This is a genomic window from Candidatus Frankia nodulisporulans (assembly GCF_902806475.1).
In the GTDB taxonomy this organism is placed as follows: Bacteria; Actinomycetota; Actinomycetes; order Frankiales; family Frankiaceae; genus Frankia; species Frankia umida.
This window is the reverse complement of record NZ_CADCWS010000070.1, coordinates 1-17,482: the sequence shown is the minus strand read 5'-3', so window position 1 is coordinate 17,482 and position 17,482 is coordinate 1. Positions and strand designations below refer to the sequence as shown.

Annotated in this window: 14 protein-coding genes and 1 pseudogene; 5 read left to right on the top strand and 10 right to left on the bottom strand. The window is 71.4% G+C overall.

Annotated features, from left to right (window positions below; translation table 11 throughout):
- A partial coding sequence (locus G6R24_RS09325) for a hypothetical protein (protein WP_163548841.1) occupies positions 1 to 414 on the bottom strand: 414 nt, incomplete at its 3' end.
- Positions 415 to 496: 82 nt separating this feature from the next.
- Positions 497 to 1,801 (bottom strand): M20/M25/M40 family metallo-hydrolase, encoded by a 1,305-nt coding sequence (locus G6R24_RS09320; protein WP_476695812.1) that lies wholly within the window; start codon positions 1,799 to 1,801, stop codon positions 497 to 499.
- A gap of 406 nt (positions 1,802 to 2,207) precedes the next feature.
- Here G6R24_RS09320 and G6R24_RS09315 point away from each other — a divergent pair, with 406 nt between their 5' ends.
- Positions 2,208 to 2,612 carry a hypothetical protein gene (locus G6R24_RS09315; RefSeq protein ID WP_163548838.1) on the top strand — a complete coding sequence of 135 codons (405 nt, stop codon included), beginning with the start codon at positions 2,208 to 2,210 and terminating at the stop codon, positions 2,610 to 2,612.
- Positions 2,613 to 3,485: 873 nt separating this feature from the next.
- Entirely contained in the window at positions 3,486 to 4,598 is a 1,113-nt protein-coding gene (locus tag G6R24_RS09310; protein ID WP_175084617.1) for an enoyl-CoA hydratase/isomerase family protein, read from the top strand.
- A gap of 87 nt (positions 4,599 to 4,685) precedes the next feature.
- Here G6R24_RS09310 and G6R24_RS09305 read toward each other — a convergent pair whose 3' ends face one another.
- From G6R24_RS09305 to G6R24_RS09275, 7 genes and pseudogenes are all read right to left on the bottom strand, one after another.
- On the bottom strand, positions 4,686 to 5,549 hold the full coding sequence (locus tag G6R24_RS09305) for an alpha/beta fold hydrolase (protein WP_163548834.1): 864 nt from the start codon (positions 5,547 to 5,549) through the stop codon (positions 4,686 to 4,688).
- Between the two features lie 38 nt (positions 5,550 to 5,587).
- Positions 5,588 to 7,094: pseudogene (locus tag G6R24_RS09300) on the bottom strand (CoA-acylating methylmalonate-semialdehyde dehydrogenase).
- A 47-nt stretch (positions 7,095 to 7,141) separates the two neighbouring features.
- A complete protein-coding gene (locus G6R24_RS09295) occupies positions 7,142 to 8,308 on the bottom strand; it encodes an amidohydrolase family protein (RefSeq protein WP_163548832.1) in 1,167 nt (388 codons plus the stop codon).
- A 320-nt stretch (positions 8,309 to 8,628) separates the two neighbouring features.
- Positions 8,629 to 9,456, bottom strand: a complete 828-nt coding sequence (cobF, locus tag G6R24_RS09290; protein WP_163548830.1) for a precorrin-6A synthase (deacetylating) — start codon at positions 9,454 to 9,456, stop codon at positions 8,629 to 8,631.
- Positions 9,457 to 11,148: an FAD-binding oxidoreductase gene (locus G6R24_RS09285; protein WP_163548829.1), complete on the bottom strand. Its 1,692-nt coding sequence runs from the start codon at positions 11,146 to 11,148 to the stop codon at positions 9,457 to 9,459.
- A gap of 117 nt (positions 11,149 to 11,265) precedes the next feature.
- Positions 11,266 to 12,228, bottom strand: coding sequence for an LLM class F420-dependent oxidoreductase (locus G6R24_RS09280; RefSeq protein ID WP_263864027.1), 963 nt, complete (start codon positions 12,226 to 12,228; stop codon positions 11,266 to 11,268).
- Positions 12,229 to 12,442: 214 nt separating this feature from the next.
- Positions 12,443 to 13,168 (bottom strand): peptide deformylase, encoded by a 726-nt coding sequence (locus G6R24_RS09275; RefSeq protein WP_163548827.1) that lies wholly within the window; start codon positions 13,166 to 13,168, stop codon positions 12,443 to 12,445.
- Between the two features lie 229 nt (positions 13,169 to 13,397).
- Here G6R24_RS09275 and G6R24_RS09270 point away from each other — a divergent pair, with 229 nt between their 5' ends.
- The 3 genes from G6R24_RS09270 (at position 13,398) to ureG (ending at position 15,791) form a co-directional block, all read left to right on the top strand.
- A complete protein-coding gene (locus G6R24_RS09270) occupies positions 13,398 to 13,868 on the top strand; it encodes a Fur family transcriptional regulator (protein WP_225438314.1) in 471 nt (156 codons plus the stop codon).
- Between the two features lie 111 nt (positions 13,869 to 13,979).
- Positions 13,980 to 15,053, top strand: coding sequence for a tRNA (adenosine(37)-N6)-threonylcarbamoyltransferase complex transferase subunit TsaD (tsaD, locus tag G6R24_RS09265; RefSeq protein WP_163548826.1), 1,074 nt, complete (start codon positions 13,980 to 13,982; stop codon positions 15,051 to 15,053).
- 18 nt (positions 15,054 to 15,071) lie between these two features.
- Positions 15,072 to 15,791: an urease accessory protein UreG gene (gene ureG, locus G6R24_RS09260; RefSeq protein ID WP_391530782.1), complete on the top strand. Its 720-nt coding sequence runs from the start codon at positions 15,072 to 15,074 to the stop codon at positions 15,789 to 15,791.
- A gap of 57 nt (positions 15,792 to 15,848) precedes the next feature.
- Here ureG and G6R24_RS09255 read toward each other — a convergent pair.
- A partial coding sequence (locus tag G6R24_RS09255; RefSeq protein ID WP_338084423.1) for a lipopolysaccharide biosynthesis protein occupies positions 15,849 to 17,482 on the bottom strand: 1,634 nt, incomplete at its 5' end.

Genomic DNA, 17,482 nt, shown 5'->3' with positions numbered 1-17,482 from the left:
GGCGGGTGTGCGGATCTCGACGGCGTCGGGGGGGACGCCCCGGGAGAGCAGGTGACGTCCGGACAAGGCGATCGCCGCCAGGTCGACGCTCCTCGTCGATAGGTCGTGACCGTTGCGGGGCGCGGCGGTGTCGAGGGACCAGACGTCGATGCGGAACCACATGCGGTGGCGGTGCGGGTCGCCGTCCGCGCGGACCTGGAGGAAGCGGCGTTGTAGCACGCGGCGGGCGACCTCCGTCGCGTTGGACGCGGCGGTGTCGGGTTCGAAGCCGCCGGAGGGTTCGGTCCAGTCGGCGTTCCAACGGGTGCCGTCCGCGCTGACCTGGACCAGGTAGGCGTAGGTGCGGTTGGGGACGGCCCAGCGGTCCCCGGTCGGCCGGGCTAGGCCGAGGGCCGCCAGTGCGTCGTCCGTCACATATCCATGATGTCACAACGAGCCGACTATCCATCGACAGGCAGTGATGTTCCCGTGGTCGCTGTGTCCGACGGCGGGACCGTCAGCAGGCGTGGAGGAAGCGGTCGAGGACGCGGACGCCGAAACGCAGCGATTCGAGCGGGACGCGCTCGTCCACGCCGTGGAACATGCCGGAGAAGTCCAGGTCAGCGGGCAGAAGCAGCGGGGAGAAGCCGAAGCAGCGGATGCCCAGGCGGGAGAAGGACTTCGCGTCGGTGCCACCGGAGAGCATGTAGGGGACGGGGCGGGCGATCGGGTCCTCGGCGCGCAGGGCACCGGCCATTGCGTCAACCAGCGGGCCGTCGAAGCTGGTCTCGACGGCGTCGTCGAGGACGACCCACTCCCGGCGGATGTCGGGGCCGAGGATCTCGTCGAGCTGGCGCAGGAACTCGTCGCGCTGGCCGGGCAGGTAGCGGCCGTCCACGTAGGCGACGGCCTCCCCGGGGATGACGTTGACCTTCTCCCCCGCCGCGAGCTGGGTGGGGTTGACGGTGTTGCGCAGCGTCGCGCCGATCATGCGGGCGACCGGGCCGAGCTTGGCGACGGTGGCGTCCAGATCGTCAAGGTCGAACTGCATGCCGATCGCGTCGCCGAGTTCACCGAGGAACCGGCGCACCGTGTCGGTGAGCACGAGGGGGAACTCGTGGCGCCCCAGGCGCGCCACCGCATCGCACAACGCCGTGACCGCGTTGTCATCGCTGATCATCGAGCCGTGGCCAGCGCGGCCGGTGGCGGTGAGCTTCATCCACGCCAGGCCCTTCTCCGCCGTCTCGATCAGGTAGAGCCGCAGGTCGTCGGAGACGGTGTAGGAGAAGCCACCGACCTCGCCGATCGCCTCGGTGCAGTCGGCGACATGCTGCGGATGGTTGTCGACGAGCCACCGTGCCCCCAGCACACCGCCGGCCTCCTCGTCCGCCAGGAACGCCACCACCAGGTCCCGGGACGGCTTACGCCCGCTGCGCACCAGGTCACGGACGGTGGCCAGGGTCATCGCGACCATGTCGAGCATGTCGACGGCGCCGCGCCCCCACAGGCAGCCGTCAAGCTCCTCACCGGAGAACGGCCCGACCCGCCACTGGCTGGCATCGGCAGGCACCACGTCCAGATGCGAGTGGATGAGCAGCGGCGCCCGGCTCGAATCCGCCCCCTCGATCCGCGCGATCACACTGGTACGCCCCGGCTCGGACTCGAGAATCGTCGGTTCGATCCCCACCTCGGCGAGCCTGCTCGCCACGTACTCCGCGGCCGGCCGCTCCCGCCCGTTACCGTCACCCCAGTTCACCGACTCGAACCGCAGCAGCTCCGAGCACAACTCGACCACCTCGGCCTCGGCGTTCGGCGCCGTCACCGGCAACCGCAACCCGCCCGGCCCCGCGGACACCGACCGCCCGGACACCGACCGTGCGGACAGCGACCGTGCGGACGAGGCGGACGACGGCGGCGGTGTGGTCGACATACCTCCAGTCTGCTCCGCTCCGACCCACCGCACCGACCACGCCGCACCTGCGGCAACACTTCAGCAGCTCGCCCGTAACATCCCTCGGCGTTCCTTATGTCCCGCTCCCCCTGCCCCGCTCCACATGTCCCGCTCCACATGTCCCGCTCCACATGTCCCGCTCCACCGCGCCGATGGTCACCCCGGCATCTCGTCGACGATCCTCCCGCTCCCGCCCCGCGATCACCCCCGTGGGACGGCCGGTGCGGATGCCTGCCCTGAGCTGCGGGTATGCCGTCCTCGACGGAGGGAGCCCGACGTGACGACCTACCCGTGCCCACGCACCGACCTCGACTGCGCCGCCGCCTTCACCAGCCCCGGTGACCTCGACTGGCACTTCCGGATGGCCCACGGCTACCGCCGCCTCTACCGCATCTGGACGAGCCTGCGCCCACCCCAGCCGATCGGCCCGCCCCCCGAACGCCACGTCCCCGACGGCCTGGTCGAAGGCCCCGGCACCCGCACCCTCGCCGAACTCCGCGCCGACCAAGCCGTCCACGCCGAGCAGACCGCGCGCAGCGACCAGAACGTCCTCGCCGACCAGACCCCCGAGGGTTCAGCACCGGATGCGGGCGTGTTCGCTGGTCTGCGCCCGTCGGCCACCCGCGGCGCGACGGCCGCCCACCGTCGGAAGTCGAAGCGTCACGCCCGCTCGTCCCACTGACCCGACCGCTCGTTCCGCTGGCCCGCCAGGTCATCCCGCATTAGATCATGAATTTCAAGTAGTCATATATACCAAATGCGAGGTTTCTGGGCTGCAGCGGCGGGGTTTCGGGCCGCTTGGCGCCCCCGGATAGCGGCCGAGATCGGGCGAGATCATGACATGCCGAGGGTTGTTCAAGGATGAGGGCCCCCGAAAACCGAACAGCCCTCGGCATGGCACCGAATAGCCCTCGGCATCCACCCCCGAGCCGGCGAATCGGCCAGCCAACAGACACCGAGCCAGCGAACCGGTTACCAACAGACGCCGACGACGACGGAAGGTAGCGGATGGGGTCGTGTGGATCTGGGATGTCCGCAGCGGCCGAGAGAGCGTTCGGATGGTGTTCGCCGCGCAGAGGCGGGCGGCGTTGTGGCCGCATGGGCCGTCTTTGGCGTCGGGAGAGGTGGGCGGGCCGCGTGGCGAGTGGTAGCGGCCTGACTCGCCACGAAATCTGCCGATCTGGACCGATCAGCGCCGGCCAATCCAGTAGCCAGTGCATCACCCGACGCTTAGGCAAGCGCCCGAGATCATGCGCTTCGAGTGAGAAGGCTATCCGCATCCGTAGAACTAAAGAGGCGAATCGTCAGAATATAGTCACGGATTACGTAGGGATGGTGACGCTCATCTAGGCGCAGGCCGGATCACTACCGTCTGGCGGGTCGGGCCGTCAGGATGTACGGAATCCGTCCGTGCGGCCGGCCGGCAGCTTCGGCCATGCTCCGCGGTTCACGACCGACCACCGCGTCCCGACGACCGGGTCATCCGACCGTGAGATCACGGCCGGGGGGCCACGGCGGCGGCCGCGGACCGCGACCCGAAGGGTGGGCACACGAGATGTCTGCACTCTCCGCATCGTCCGCACAGCCGGAGGTACTGGTCAGCCGGGAGGGCGTCGGCGGCGCCCTCGGCCGGCTCACCCTCAACCGGCCCCGGGCCATCAACGCGCTGACGTCCACCATGGTGGAGGCGCTGGACGAGGCGCTCGCCGACTGGGCGAACGATCCGGGCGTCGCCGTCGTCCTGCTCGACGGGGCCGGGGAGCGGGGGCTGTGCGCGGGCGGTGACATGCGGGCCGTGCGTGACGCCATCGTCGCCGGTCGGCCGGAGGACGCGCTGGCGTTCTGGTCGTCGGAGTACCGGCTCAACGCCCGCATCCGCCGGTTCCCCAAGCCCTACATCGCGATCATGGACGGGATCGTGATGGGTGGCGGGCTCGGCCTGTCCGCCCACGGGGACGTGCGGATCGTCACGGAGCGTTCGCTGCTCGCGATGCCGGAGGTCACCCTCGGGTTCGTGCCGGACGTCGGCGGCACCTGGCTGCTCTCGCACGCCCCCGGTCAGCTCGGCACCCACCTCGCCCTCACCGGACGCCACATCGGCCCCGCCGACGCGATCACCGCGGGCCTGGCCGACCACTACCTGCCGTCCGCGCGGATCCCGGCGCTGCTCGAGGTGCTGCGCACCGCCGCGGACCCGGCCGAGGCCATCGCCGCCTACGACTTCTCCGCGCACACCCCGCCGCCGGGTGAACTCGCCGCGCAGCGGGAGTGGATCGACGACCTCTACCGCGGCGACAACCTGACCCGCATCCTCAGCCTGCTCACCCACAGTGTGAAGCCCGCCACCCGGGACGCCGGCGCCGAGATCGCCACCAAGTCCCCCACCGCGCTGGCCGTCACCCTGCGTGCCCTGCGCGCGGCGACGACGATGGACTGCCTCGAGGAAGCGCTCGACCAAGAGTACCGCATCGCCAACGCCGCCCTGGCCACCCCGGACCTGGTCGAAGGCATCCGCGCCGCCCTCGTCGACAAGGACCGCACCCCCCGCTGGTCCCCGGCCCGTCTGGCGGACGTCACCGACGCCGAGGTCGACCGCTTCTTCGCCCCGGCCCCCACCGACCTGGGCCTGGGCCTGGCCGCCGCCCTCGGCGAGGTCCACGACCTCTAGCCGGGCGACCCGGCGGCCGGCTTCTCCACGGTGATGCCGGCCGCGGCATCGGCTGGCGATCGTCGGCATCGGCCACGGCGACCCCCGCTAGTCGAGGCCGGATTCGCGCGCCCAGGCGAGCAGCTGCGGGGCGAGCAGCGGCCAGCGGACGAACAGGCCGCCCGCCGCCTCGGCGGACGACCGCCGGTCGTTCCATTCGGTGTCCGGCCACGGCGGCTCGACTAGGCGCGCCCGCGGCAGGGTCGCGGCGACCCGTTCGGTGGTCTCCCGCCGGTGGTGGGGGTCGCTGGCGCCGCTGCGAAACACCAGGGTGGGGAGGTCGAGCGCGCGGGCGTCGGTGTCGGGTAGGCCGGGGACGGCCTCGTCGGCCCGGGGGCAGTACACCGCCAGCCAGCGTTCCATCGTGGCGAGGAACTCGTCCCGGTCCTGGTCGAGGATCCGCGCCCGGTTGCCGGGGTTGCGTTCCAGGGACTCCGCCCACTCGGGCAGTGCGGCGACCCCGGCCATCCCGGCGTCCCAGGCCGCCTCGAACGATCCGCCGCAGTAGTGCACGCCGATACTCAGCAGGCCGTGCACCCCGCCGCTGATCCACCACAGGGCGAGACCGGCGGCGACCTTGGGATGGCGGGCGGCGGTCAGCAGCGACACCCGGGAGCCCCCCGAACCACCGATGATCGCCGCGGGGGCCAGGCCGAGCTGGGTGAGCAGGCCGGCCAGCGCGTCGGCCTGCATCGCCGACTCCGACTCCCCGGTGAAGCAGACGTCCGACGCGCCGGTGTTCGGCCGGTCCCAGATGAGCACCTGGTTGCCGGCGGCCGCAAGCTCCTCGGCGAGCTGGCGGACACCGGGGGTGTCCTTGCTGAAGCGGCCACCCGGAGTGATCACCCAGGGCCGACCCGAGCCGATGATCTCATAAGAGATCGATAGACCGTTCACCGTTGCCACGGCCACAGCGCACCACCCTTACCTCACGTTTCGGGACCGCCTCGTCAGCGGTTCATGGGAAAACCGAGGTCGATCGCCTCGGGGGTGGGATCGGGCCAGCGGGAGGTGACCACCTGGGGCCGGGTGTAGAAGCGGATACCTTCCGGGCCGTAGATGGGCGAGTCACCGAACAGGGACGCCTTCCAGCCGCCGAACGAATGCCAGGCGACGGGCACCGGGATCGGCACGTTGATGCCGACCATGCCCACCTGGATGTCGCGCTGGAACTGGCGGGCCGCACCGCCGTCCCGGGTGAACAGGGCGACGCCGTTGCCGTACGGGTTCGCGTTGACGAGCGCCACGGCCTCGTCGTAGCTGTCCACCCGCACGACGGCGAGAACCGGCCCGAAGATCTCGTCGTCGTAGACCCGCATGCCCGGGCGGACCTGGTCGACGAGCGAGCAGCCGAGGAAGAAGCCGCCCGTATCCCCACCGCCGGATGCCACGGCAGCGGCCGGCGGCCGGGAACCGTCAACCACCACGGTGGCTCCCCCGCCCGCGGCGCCCGCCACGTAGGACCGCACCCGGTCGCGGTGTTCCGCGGTGATGAGCGGCCCCATCATCGACGCCTCCTGGTCGCCCGGCCCGATGACGACGTCCGGGATCCGGGCGGCGATCGCGTCGACCAGCGGGTCGGCGACGGACCCGACCGCCACCACCACCGAGATCGCCATGCACCGCTCCCCCGCCGAGCCGTAGCCGGCGTTGATCGCGGCGTTGGCGGCGGCGCCGAGGTCCGCGTCCGGCAGGACCACCATGTGGTTCTTCGCGCCGCCGAGGGCCTGCACCCGCTTGCCCGCGCGGGTGCCGGCCTCGTAGATGTGGCGGGCGACCGGGGTACTGCCCACGAACGACACGGCGGCCACGTCGGGGTGCTCCAACAGGCCCGTCACCGCCGGCGCATCGCCCTGGAGCACGTTGACCACACCTTCGGGAAGCCCGCGCGCGACCAGCTCGGCGAGCAGCAGCGACGCCGAGGGGTCCTTCTCCGACGGCTTGAGGACGAAGGTGTTGCCGCAGGCGACGGCGTTGGCCAGCATCCACAGCGGGACCATGACGGGAAAGTTGAACGGGGTGATCCCCGCCACCACGCCGAGTGGCCGGGCCACCGTGTGCACATCGATGCCGCCGGACGCCTCGGCGCTGTACTCCCCGCGCAGCAGGGTCGGGATGCCGCAGGCGAACTCCACGCACTCCAGGCCCCGGGCCACCTCGCCCAGCGCGTCGGAGCGGACCTTGCCGTGCTCACGGGTGATGAGCGCGGCCAGCTCCGACTGGTGGCCGCTGACCAGTTCCCGCAGCCGGAACATCAGCCCGACCCGCCGCGCGAGCGACGTCCGCGACCAGTCGGTGGCGGCGGCGGACGCGACGCGGACCGCGTCGGCCACCTCCGCCTCGGTCGCCAGCGTCACCTCGGCGGTGCGCTGCCCCGTGGCCGGGTTGTACACGGGGCTGACGCGGCCGCCGCCGGTGACCGGTTTCCCACCCGATCCAGTGTCCGATTGTCTCCATGCCGTCCTGTCGGTCAGAGGTCGTGTGGCCGGCGCCGCGCGGGACGGTCAGAGCCGGTAGAGGGCCTTCCCGTTACCACCCATGATCTTGTTACGGGTGGTTTCGGGAAGCGTGGCCATCTTGTCGGCGACGGACCGCAACGGGTCCGGGTAGAGGCAGGTCGGGTGCGGGAAGTCCGTCTCGAACAGGATGTTGTCCTCGCCGACCGCCTCGACGAGGTCAGCCAGTTTGTCGCCGTTCCGCTCGAACCAGAAGGTGGCGTAGATGTTGGTGCGGAAGTACTCCGACGGCCTGCGCTTGAGCTTCGCGAGGTCCGCCTGGGCGTTCTCCGCCATCTCGTAGTCGAGGGTCTCCAGGATGAACGGGATCCAGCCCACCCCGCTCTCGACGGAGACGGTACGAAGCTCCGGGTGCCGGTCGAAGATGCCAGCGAGGATCAGGTTCGTGACCACCCGGGCGTTGCCGATGAACAGCAGGCCGCCGCCGATCGCGAGCTTGGTGCTCTCCGTCTGTGACGCCCACGGGTACTTCCCGTAGAACGTCATCGCGGTGACGCTGGCGCCGACGTGGAAGTGCACCGGCAGCCGGTGCTCGGCGCACGCCGCCCAGAAGGGGTCCCACTCGCGGCTGGCGAGGTCCGGGGCGCCGAGATCCTGCGGGTCGGAGGTCATGTTGACGCCGCGCGCGCCGAGCTCGGCCACCCGGGCGACCTCCCGCACGCAGGACCTGATGTCCCACGCCGGCATGAGCGGCAGCGGCAGCAGCCGGTTGCCGGACTCCCGTTGGATGTCGGCCATCCCGTCGTTGTAGACCTCGACGGCGAGGCGGGCCAGGGACTGGTCCGCGGTGGCGAGGTCCTGGCCGCCCAGACCGATCGTGGACGGGAAGATGACCTGGGCGTCGATGCCGGCCTCGTCCAGAACTTTGAGCCGCTCGACGGGGTCGTGGGCGCCGACGTGGACGTCGTCGACGGTCCATTCGTGCAGCACGGTGGCCGACGCCGACTTCTGGCCGTCACGGCCGATCACCGCCCCGGCGATGAAGGCGCCCATCGGCTTCCCGTCAAAGATCCACTGACGGACGCCGTCCACCTCCACGACCCTCGGGAGACGGTCCCGGTAGGCCGCCGGGGCACGGCTGCTGAACAGATCAGCGGGCTCGGACCAGTGGGAGTCGGCATCCAGCACGTAGGGCGCTACCGGCGTTGGGCACATGCCCAAAATGTGACGCAGGACTGTGACACGCGCAACCCCTAGCTGCCTCTCGCCGGTCGAAGATGCGGACGATCGCCGGTTCTGTCAAACGCCGGGCCGCCCAGGCGCCACTACGGCCGCCGGAAATACGGCCTGCGGACGTCCACCATCCAGCAGGCGATCAGGGCTTCGGAACCGGCCGCACCACGACCACCGGCCGCCCCGCCATCCGCCATCCGCCATCCGCCATCCGCCCACGATCACACCTGTGGCCACGGCCCGTGACGTCGCCGCCGAGGGCTGCGGGCGTGCAGGATGCACACGGGTCGCCGTGGGGGTGGTTAGCGGGGGGTGCGGCGCAGGAGGTAGATGTCCATGATCCAACCCTTGCGGTGGCGGGCGTCGGCGCGGGTGCGGGTGATGGTGGCGGCGACGTCGGGCAGGGGGCCGTGGATGAGCAGTTCGTCGTCGGTGCCGAGGTAGGCGCCCCAGTAGATGTGGAGGTCCGCCCCGACCCCGGCGACGGCGCTGGTGCTGGTGCTGGTGCTGGTCAGGGTGGTGAAGGCGGTGTCGCCGTCGAGCATGACGACGAGGTCGTCGACGTCGGGGGGGAAGCCGGATTCGGCCAGGCGGCGACCGGTGGTGATGGTCACCGGGGTGCCGATGCCGTTGAGCACCAGGCGGTGGGCGGCGGCGAGGGCCTGCACGCTGGAGATACCGGGAATCACCTGGTGTTCGAAGGCGACCTTGCCGCGGGCGGCGACGCGTTCGAGGATGCGCAGGGTGCTGTCGTAGAGCGACGGGTCGCCCCAGACCAGGAACGCGCCGGTGCCCTCGTCGTCCAGTTCGTCGAGGAACATCGCCTCGTACAGGGCGGCGCGCCGGGCGTGCCAGTCGTCGACGGCGACGGCGTAGGCGGCGCGGCCGGCGGTGCTGCGGTCGTCGGAGGGGGTGCGGTCACGCGGCGGGTCGGGGGCTTCGACGAGACGGTAGGTGCCCTCGCCGAGGTGACGGTCGAGGATCTCGCGGCGCAGCGCGGTCAGGTCGCCGGCGGCGGGACCCTTGTCGAGGACGAAGAAGACGTCCGTGCGTTCCAGGGCCCGCACCGCCTGCAACGTGAGCTGGTCGGGATCACCCGCGCCGATCCCGACCACCAGCAGCGTGCGCATCTAGTCGGCGGCCGGTCCGGGAACGACAGACGGGATGATCTTGCCGGGGTTGAGGTTGTGGCCGGGGTCGATGCCGTCGAACAGGGCCGTGACCAGCGAGACGCCGGCCGGGGAGATGTCGTCGGCGAGCCAGGGGGCGTGCTCGAGGCCGACGGCGTGATGGTGCGACAGGGTGCCGCCGAGGTCGATGAAGCCCTGCTGGATCGCGGACTTCACCGCGTCGTAGCGCTCGAGGCCGTCCAGGGTCACCGGGGAGGCGAAGGCGAAGGTGAAGTAGAGGCAGGCGCCGGAATGGTACGAGTGGGACAGGTGCGCCATGATCCAGCCCTGGACGCCGATCTCGTCGAACGTCTTGTGGGCCCGGGCGACCACCCCGGTGTACAGGGAGGCGAGCTGCGACCAGCTGGTGGCGGTCTCCGAGACGTCCGCGAGGGCGCCCTGGCCGAGCAGGAAGTCGCGGATGTAGGGGGTGTCGAACTTCTTCTGGTCATAGAGCTGTCCGGGGCCGGTGCCGACACACACCCCGCCGTGGCGCTTGACGATGTCCCCGACGAACTTGCGCTGGGTGCGCACATGGCCGGATGAGCCCTCGAAGCCGATGAACGACAGGCACATCCGCTCGAGGTCGAAGTGCTTCACCCGGGCCAGGTACTGCTTGAGTCCCTTGGAGACCAGCGCCGTGACCGCCGAACCCTTCTTGCTGGTCGCCAGCGAGAAACGGGTCTCGCCGGGGTCTGCGACGCGGGTGACGCTGGGGGCCGCCTCGCTTTCGGCGATCTCGCGCATGGCGAGCAGCGCCTCGTCCCAGGTGGGGAAGAAGTAGCCGAGGATGGTGCGTTCCTCGGGCACCCGGTGGACCTGCACGGTGGCCTCGGTGATGATGCCGAGTCGACCCTCGCTGCCGAGGATCATCTCCCGCACGCTCGGTCCGGTGGACTGGCTCGGCACCGCCCGGGTCGCGAGCACACCCGCCGGGGTGACGACCCGCACGGCCTTGGTGATGTCCGCGATGTCGCCGTACTTGTCCGACTGCATGCCGGACGAGCGGGTCGCGATCCAGCCGCCGAGGGTGGAGTGGCTGAAGCTGTCGGGGAAGTGGCCGAGTGTCCAGCCCAGGGCGTTCAGCTGCGCTTCGAGGTCCGGCCCGAGCGCACCGGCCTGGACGCGGGCCAGTCGCGCGTCGGTGTCGATGTCCAGGACGCGGTCGAGGCGTCCGAGGTCCACGGACAGCACCGGACGGGTCTCACCGCGCGGAGCCTCGAGGCTGCCGGAGATGTTCGTCCCGCCGCCGAACGGGATGACGACCGCGTCGGCGTCGATCGCCGCGGTGAGCACCGCGCGCACCTCGTCCTCGCCACCCGGGTAGACCACCGCGTCGGGGAGGCGTCCGAGGTCACCGCTGCGGACCCGGACCAGGTCACGCAGGCTTTTGCCGTAGGCGTGCACGACCCGCTCGAGGGTCTCGGTGTGCACGTGCTCGGCGCCGACGGCGGATGTCAGCGCGTCGCGCAGGGCGTCCGGCAGGATCGGGTCGGCGATGTCGAGGTCGGCGAACGCCGGGGCCTGCGCGGGCGGGCGGGTCACATCCAGCCCGATGTGCTTGCGGATGAACGGTGCCAGCGCCGGCTTGTCGGCGGGCGAGAACGACACGCTCTCCCGGCCCCAGCCCCACCACTTCATGTGCTCGACCAACGGTGACTCCTCGACAGACGACGGATGGGACGGGCTCGGCCGGGCTCAGATGGTGCGGGGCTCGGGCAGTGCGGTGGTGCGGGGTTCGGGTGGTGCGGGGTTCGGGGGGTGCGGGGTTCAGGTGCCGGCGAGGCGGGCGACGACGGGGGTGAGGGCGTCCAGGGCGTCGAGGGCGACGCCGATGGTGCTGATACCGAAACGTTCGCGCCGTTCGACGAGGGCGTCGCAGATCTCGTCGACCGACCCGCACAGCGCGTGCGGTGTGGTCAGGGCCTGCTCGATGGTCAGGCCGAAACCCGAGGCCAGCAGCGCGGCGACCGACTCCCGATCCTCGGTCACCACCACCATGTGCACGCGGACCTGCAACGTCAGCTCGTCCCAGCGCGCGCCGGCCGCCTCACGAATCCAGCCGACCTTCTCCTCGGTGGCATCCGTCGTCGCGTTCGCCCCGAGCGAGGAGTCGATCACCCCGCTGGCCATGTTCATGTTCAGGCCGATGATGTCGGCCTCGCGGGCGGCCAGCGTCAGCATCCGCCGCCCGCCACCCCCGATGACGATCGGCGGGTGGGGACGCTGCACCGGCTTCGGCGTGCCGTTGAGGCCATTCACCTGGTAGAACGTGCCGGTGTGGGTGAGCGGGGCGTCGGCGAACATCCCCTTGATGACGGTGAGCGCCTCGGCCAACCGTGCGATCCGCACGCCCGGCGGGTCGAGGGTGAGCCCCGCGCGTTGGTAGTCGGACGTCATCCAGCCGGCGCCCAGGCCCAGCTCGAACCGCCCGCCGGACAGCGCGTCGAGAGTCGCCGCCTCCTTCGCGAGCACCACCGGATGCCGATAGTCATTACTGAACAGCATCGACCCGATGCGCAGTGTGGTCGTGGCGTCGGCGGCCGCCATCAGCGACGCGATCGGCGCGACCTGCTCGTCCAGATGGTCGGACACGGTGAGCGTCGCGAAGCCCAGGTCCTCCACCCGCCGTGCCAGCGCCGCCCACGACCGGGCATCCACCTGCTCCGGCGACGAACACTGGATGTTGAACCGGAACGGCCGCTTGTACGGCCCGCCGGAGATGTCGCTCACCGCGGCCACTCCCGTCTGACTCGGAACCTGGTGACTCTGACTCTGGTTCGTGCGTGACTCGTCCATCCCGCATTCCCATAACTTCTGCCGTGGCCGACCAGGATGTCATGACCGGGCGAACCCCGTCGCCCCTCGCGCGCCCGGACACGGCAGCACCCCACCATCACCAGCGGACGGCACCACCCCACGAACACCGCGGACGGACGGTGCTGGCTCACGATCGGCCGAACGCGGACGCCCCCTGCCCAGCCTGCGCGGACACGGACCCCGCGGACTGCCCGTCGCCTCGAGCCGGCAACGCCTCCCGCAGCGCACGCACCGCCGCGACCCGCGCCGCACCGGTCAGCCGATTCAGATAGAGAATCCCGTCGAGGTGGTCGCACTCATGCTGGAAACAGCGGGCGGCCAGCCCCTGCCCGGTGTACTCCACCGGCTCCCCCGACACATCCACCCCGCGCACCGTCGCCCGCCAAGCCCGTGGCGTCGGGAAGTACAGCCCCGGCACCGACAGACAGCCCTCGGCCACCCCCCGCTCCCGCGCCCGCTCGGCATCCTCAACGTCCTCGGCCCCGCCGAGGCCCCCAGCCCCGCCGACGTCCCCAGCCCCGCCGGTGTCCGCGGCCCCGCTGTCGCCCGTCCCCTCGTCGGCGGACGTCTCCTCGCCGGCGGGTATCTCCTCGTCGAGGGTGAGGACGGGGTTGACGACCACACGCGGGTGCCGCGGCACAGCTGGATCACCTGGGCTGTAGCCGACGTCGTAGACGAAGATTCGTAGCCCGACGCCGACCTGCGGCGCCGCGAGTCCCACGCCCGGCGCCGCGTACATGGTCTCGATCATGTCTTCGACCAGGCGTGCCAGCGCCGCATCGAACGTCGTGACAGGCACCGCCGGAGTGCGCAGCACCGGGTCGCCGACGGTGCGGATCGGAAGCACGGCCATGCGGACACTGTGTCACAACACGATCCACAACCAGGAAGCGGCCATCGGCCACCGACGCCAGATGATCATTTCCCCCATCGACATGCCGAGGCATGTTCGGGATTCGACCGGCCCGAACACCCAACAACCCTCGGCACGCCACCGCACAACCCTCGGCACGCGCCCACCCGGACCGGGCCGGGGCAGGTGCGCCGATCGCGGGGAGGGGGTGGATCGTAGGGTGGTAAAGGTGGACGCGGCGGAGGCGGGAGTGGCGCGACTGCGGGTGCTGGGTGAGCGGGTGACACCGGCGCGGCGGGCGGTGCTGCGGGTGCTGGCGGAGACAGCCGATCATCTGTGCGTCGAGGATGTGCTGGCCAGGGCGGATCTGATCGTCCCGGGGCTGCACCGCACGACCGTCTACCGGGCGGTGGAGACCCTGGGTGAGCTGGGGCTCGTGACGCACGTCCATCCGGCGCACGGGCCGGTGGTCTATCACCTGGCGGCGGGGTTGACCGGTGAGACGCATCTGCATGTGCGCTGCCGGCGCTGCGGCGCGATCCAGGATGTCCCGGCTGATCTGCTGGACGAGGTCGCCGACCGGCTCGCCCGCACCACCGGTTTCCAGCTGCAACCGGATCACGCGGCGCTGACGGGAGTGTGCCGGACCTGCGGCGACCGGCCGAACGCGGGTACGGGCGCGGCCATCCGACCGGCGTAGGCTGAAAGCTGAAAAGCGGCGGCGTCGGCGCGCAGTGGGCACGTCCTGTGCGAGCGTTGCGCGCGCGAAAGGCGCGGTGGCGAGTCAGGGGTAAGAAGGAGGCCGCGGGAGATGCCTGCGCAGCAGGGCCCGGTGGTCCTGGGAATTGAGACGTCGTGCGACGAGACCGGGGTTGGTCTGGTGCGGGACGGGGTGCTGCTGGGCGAGGCGCTGTCGACGAGTATGGATGAGCACGCCCGCTATGGCGGGGTGGTGCCGGAGATAGCGGCGCGGGCGCATGTGCAGGCGATCGTGCCGTGTGTGCGGGCGGCGTTGGCGTCGGCGGGGATGGCGGCGTCCGATATCGGGGCGGTGGCGGTGACGGCGGGGCCGGGGTTGGCCACCGCGTTGCATGTGGGGGTTTCCGCGGCGAAGGCGTATGCGACCGCATTGGGCGTGCCGTTGTACGGGGTGCATCATCTCGCCGGGCATCTGGCGGCGGATCTGGTGGATGGGCAGCCGTTGCCGAATCCGCTGATCGCGTTGATCGTCTCGGGTGGGCACACGTCGTTGTTGCAGGTCGGGGACCTGGCGCGCGATCCGATCGTCCATCTTGGGGACACGTTGGATGACGCGGCGGGTGAGTGTTTCGACAAGGTCGCGCGGGTACTGGGGCTGTCCTATCCGGGGGGGCCGGCGGTCGACCGGGGGGCGGCCGGGCATGATCCGACGGCGCTGGCGTTTCCCCGTCCGTTGCTGGGGCGAAACGATGCGCCGTACACGTTCTCGTTCTCCGGGTTGAAGACGGCGGTGGCCCGCTGGGCCGAATCGCATCCGGATTCGGGGGTGGCGTCCGGGGATGTGATCGCGTCGTTTCAGGAGGCGGTGGTCGACGTGCTCACCGCGAAGGTGATCCGGGCGTGCCGCGACCGGGGCATCGCCGATCTGCTGATCGTCGGTGGGGTGGCGGCGAACAGCCGGCTGCGGGAGGTCGCCGCGTCCCGCTGTGCGGCGGCGGGGATTCGGCTGCGGGTACCGGCCCGGCGCCGCTGCACCGACAACGGGGTGATGATCGCCGCGCTCGGTGACCTGCTGGTGCGGGCGGGTGCGCCGCCGTCCCCGCCGGATCTGGCCGCGATGCCCGGCGCCTATCTTGAGCGGGCGCAGCTCGGCGTCCCGGTGACCCTGACCCCGACCGCGGCCTGAATCGGGAGGACCCCCAGGATGCATCTCGGCCACGATCACAGCGACGCCCTGCCCGCCGGCAGCCCAGCCAGTGTCGGTGTCGGTGTCGGTTCCAGCGCTCGGCCGGGGTCGGTGGACGCGGGTCGCGCGCCGCGGATCGGGATCGGCGGGCCGGTCGGCAGCGGTAAGACGGCGCTGGTCGCGGCGCTGTGCCGGGCGCTGTCGGGGAGCCTGCGCCTCGGCGTGGTCACCAACGACATCTACACCACCGAGGACGCGGACTTCCTGCGGCGGGCGGGTGTGCTCGACCCCGGGCGCATCCGGGCGGTGGAGACCGGCTGCTGCCCGCACACCGCGATCCGCGACGACATCAGCGCGAACCTCGACACCGTCGAGGATCTCGAGGCCGAGACCGGTCCGCTCGATCTGGTGCTGGTGGAATCCGGCAGCGACAACCTGACCGCCACGTTCAGCTACGGTCTGATCGACCGGCAGATCTTCGTCGTGGACGTCGCCGGCGGCGACAAGGTGCCGCGCAAGGGCGGTCCGGGTGTGACCAGCAGCGACCTGCTCGTCATCAACAAGACCGATCTCGCTCCGCTGGTCGGCGCCGACCTTGGTGTGATGGCCCGTGACGCCGCCGTCGCCCGCGGCACCCGTCCGGTCCTGTTCACCTCCCTGGCCACCGATCCCACCGCCACCGACGTGACGGCCTGGGTCCGCGTCCAGCTCGCCGAACTCGCCCCCGCCGCCCACTAGACCGCGCACCCGCGGACCCGCGGAACAGTGCCATCGCGCGGCCACATGCGGCACCGCTCAGGGTAGGTGCGGTTCCCGCGCCTGACCGGACGGCTCAGCGACCAGGGGGCGTCCCCGGAGAGCAGGGGGCATGGGCGTGTCCGACGGATAGGTTCGCAGCGAACTCGGGGCCCGGCGGCGACGGCGGGACGAGGCGGGCCGGCCGGGCCGGTGCGCCCGGGCGACCAGGGTGCCGGCGAGGAGAGCGATGCCGGCCTGGCAGCCGAGCAGGGCGAGGACCGTCGAGGTGATCTCGTCGGCGAAGACGGCCACGACCACGGTGGACGTCGGCGTGCACACCGCCAGCACCCAGACGATCCCCCGGTCACCGACACCGAGCAGATAGGTCGCGAACAGCAGGGTCGCGGCGAGGAACGTCGTCGCCAGCGCCAGCACCCACAGGACCCCGGACGCCGCCGCCAACCGGGACCCGAACAACAACGACAGCAGCGGACGCCCCGCCACCGCACCCGCCGCGGACAGCAGCAGCCCCGGCACCACCACGATGATCATCGCCAGGGCCAGTGCCGCGTAGGCCGTGCGTCCCTCCCGGCGCCGCCGGGCCGCCTCTGCCAGCAGGTAGTTCGCCACCGCCAACCCGACGAACACCGGGATCTTGCAGGCCGTGGAGATCGCCGCGTAGCTGCCCGCCGCCTCCGGATTGCGCCATCCGACCAGGACGACGTCGACGTTCTGGAGCAGCGCCAACGGCATCAGGGTCGCCAGCGCCACCGACGAGTCCGCCAGCAGCACCCGGCGCGTGCGCCACCCCTGTACCTCGGAGCGCACATGACCGGACCAGGCGTGATCGGACGCGGCGTGGGTGTCCGAGGTGCGAGCCGCCGCCGAGGTGTGGGTGTCCACCGAGGTGCGGGAAACCGAGGTGCGGGAAACCGAGGTGCGGGAGGTCGAGGTGCGGGAGGTCGAGGTGCGGGAGGTCGAGGTGCGGGAGGTCGAGGTGCGGGAGACCGTGGTGCGGGCGGCGGAGGTGGCGGCGAGGGCGCCGACGAGCAGGCCGAGGCCGGCGCCGTCCACGCCGAGGCCCGCGCAGGCCGCGACGAGGATGACGGTGACCCGCAGGGCCGTTTCGTACACCATGTTCCAGGCGAGCCCCGGATAGTTCCCGCGCGCCTGGAGCAGGCCCCGCTCCACGCAGACCGCCAGCCACAGTCCGGCGGCCACACCGGCCTCGGCGATCGCGACCGGATGCGGGTAGGACAGCAGCGCCGCGACCGGCCGGCAGACCACGACCGCGATCCCCGCCGCGACCAGTGCCATGGACGCGGTCGCCGCCCGCAACCGCCGAATCCAGGCGATGCGGGCCCGTCCGGGAATGCTGCTGGGGGCCAGATCCCGGCGCACGACAGCGGTGAGCACGGCGGTGCCCACCACCGCCAGCACGAGGTAGATGTTCGTCTGCACGACCACGGCGCCATAGCCGGACGGGTCGAGCACCCGGGCGAGCACCAGGTTCATCACCAGGTTGAGCCCGTTGGCCACCCCACCCGCGACCGCCAGCAGCATCGGCCCGCGCAGCAGCTCGACCACCAGTTCCCGCCGTGCCGGCCGCACCGGTCGCACCGGCTGTGCTGGCTGTGTCATCGGCCGGAGGTCCTGCTGTCGGCCAGGGGCGGCGAGCCGCCAGGGGTATC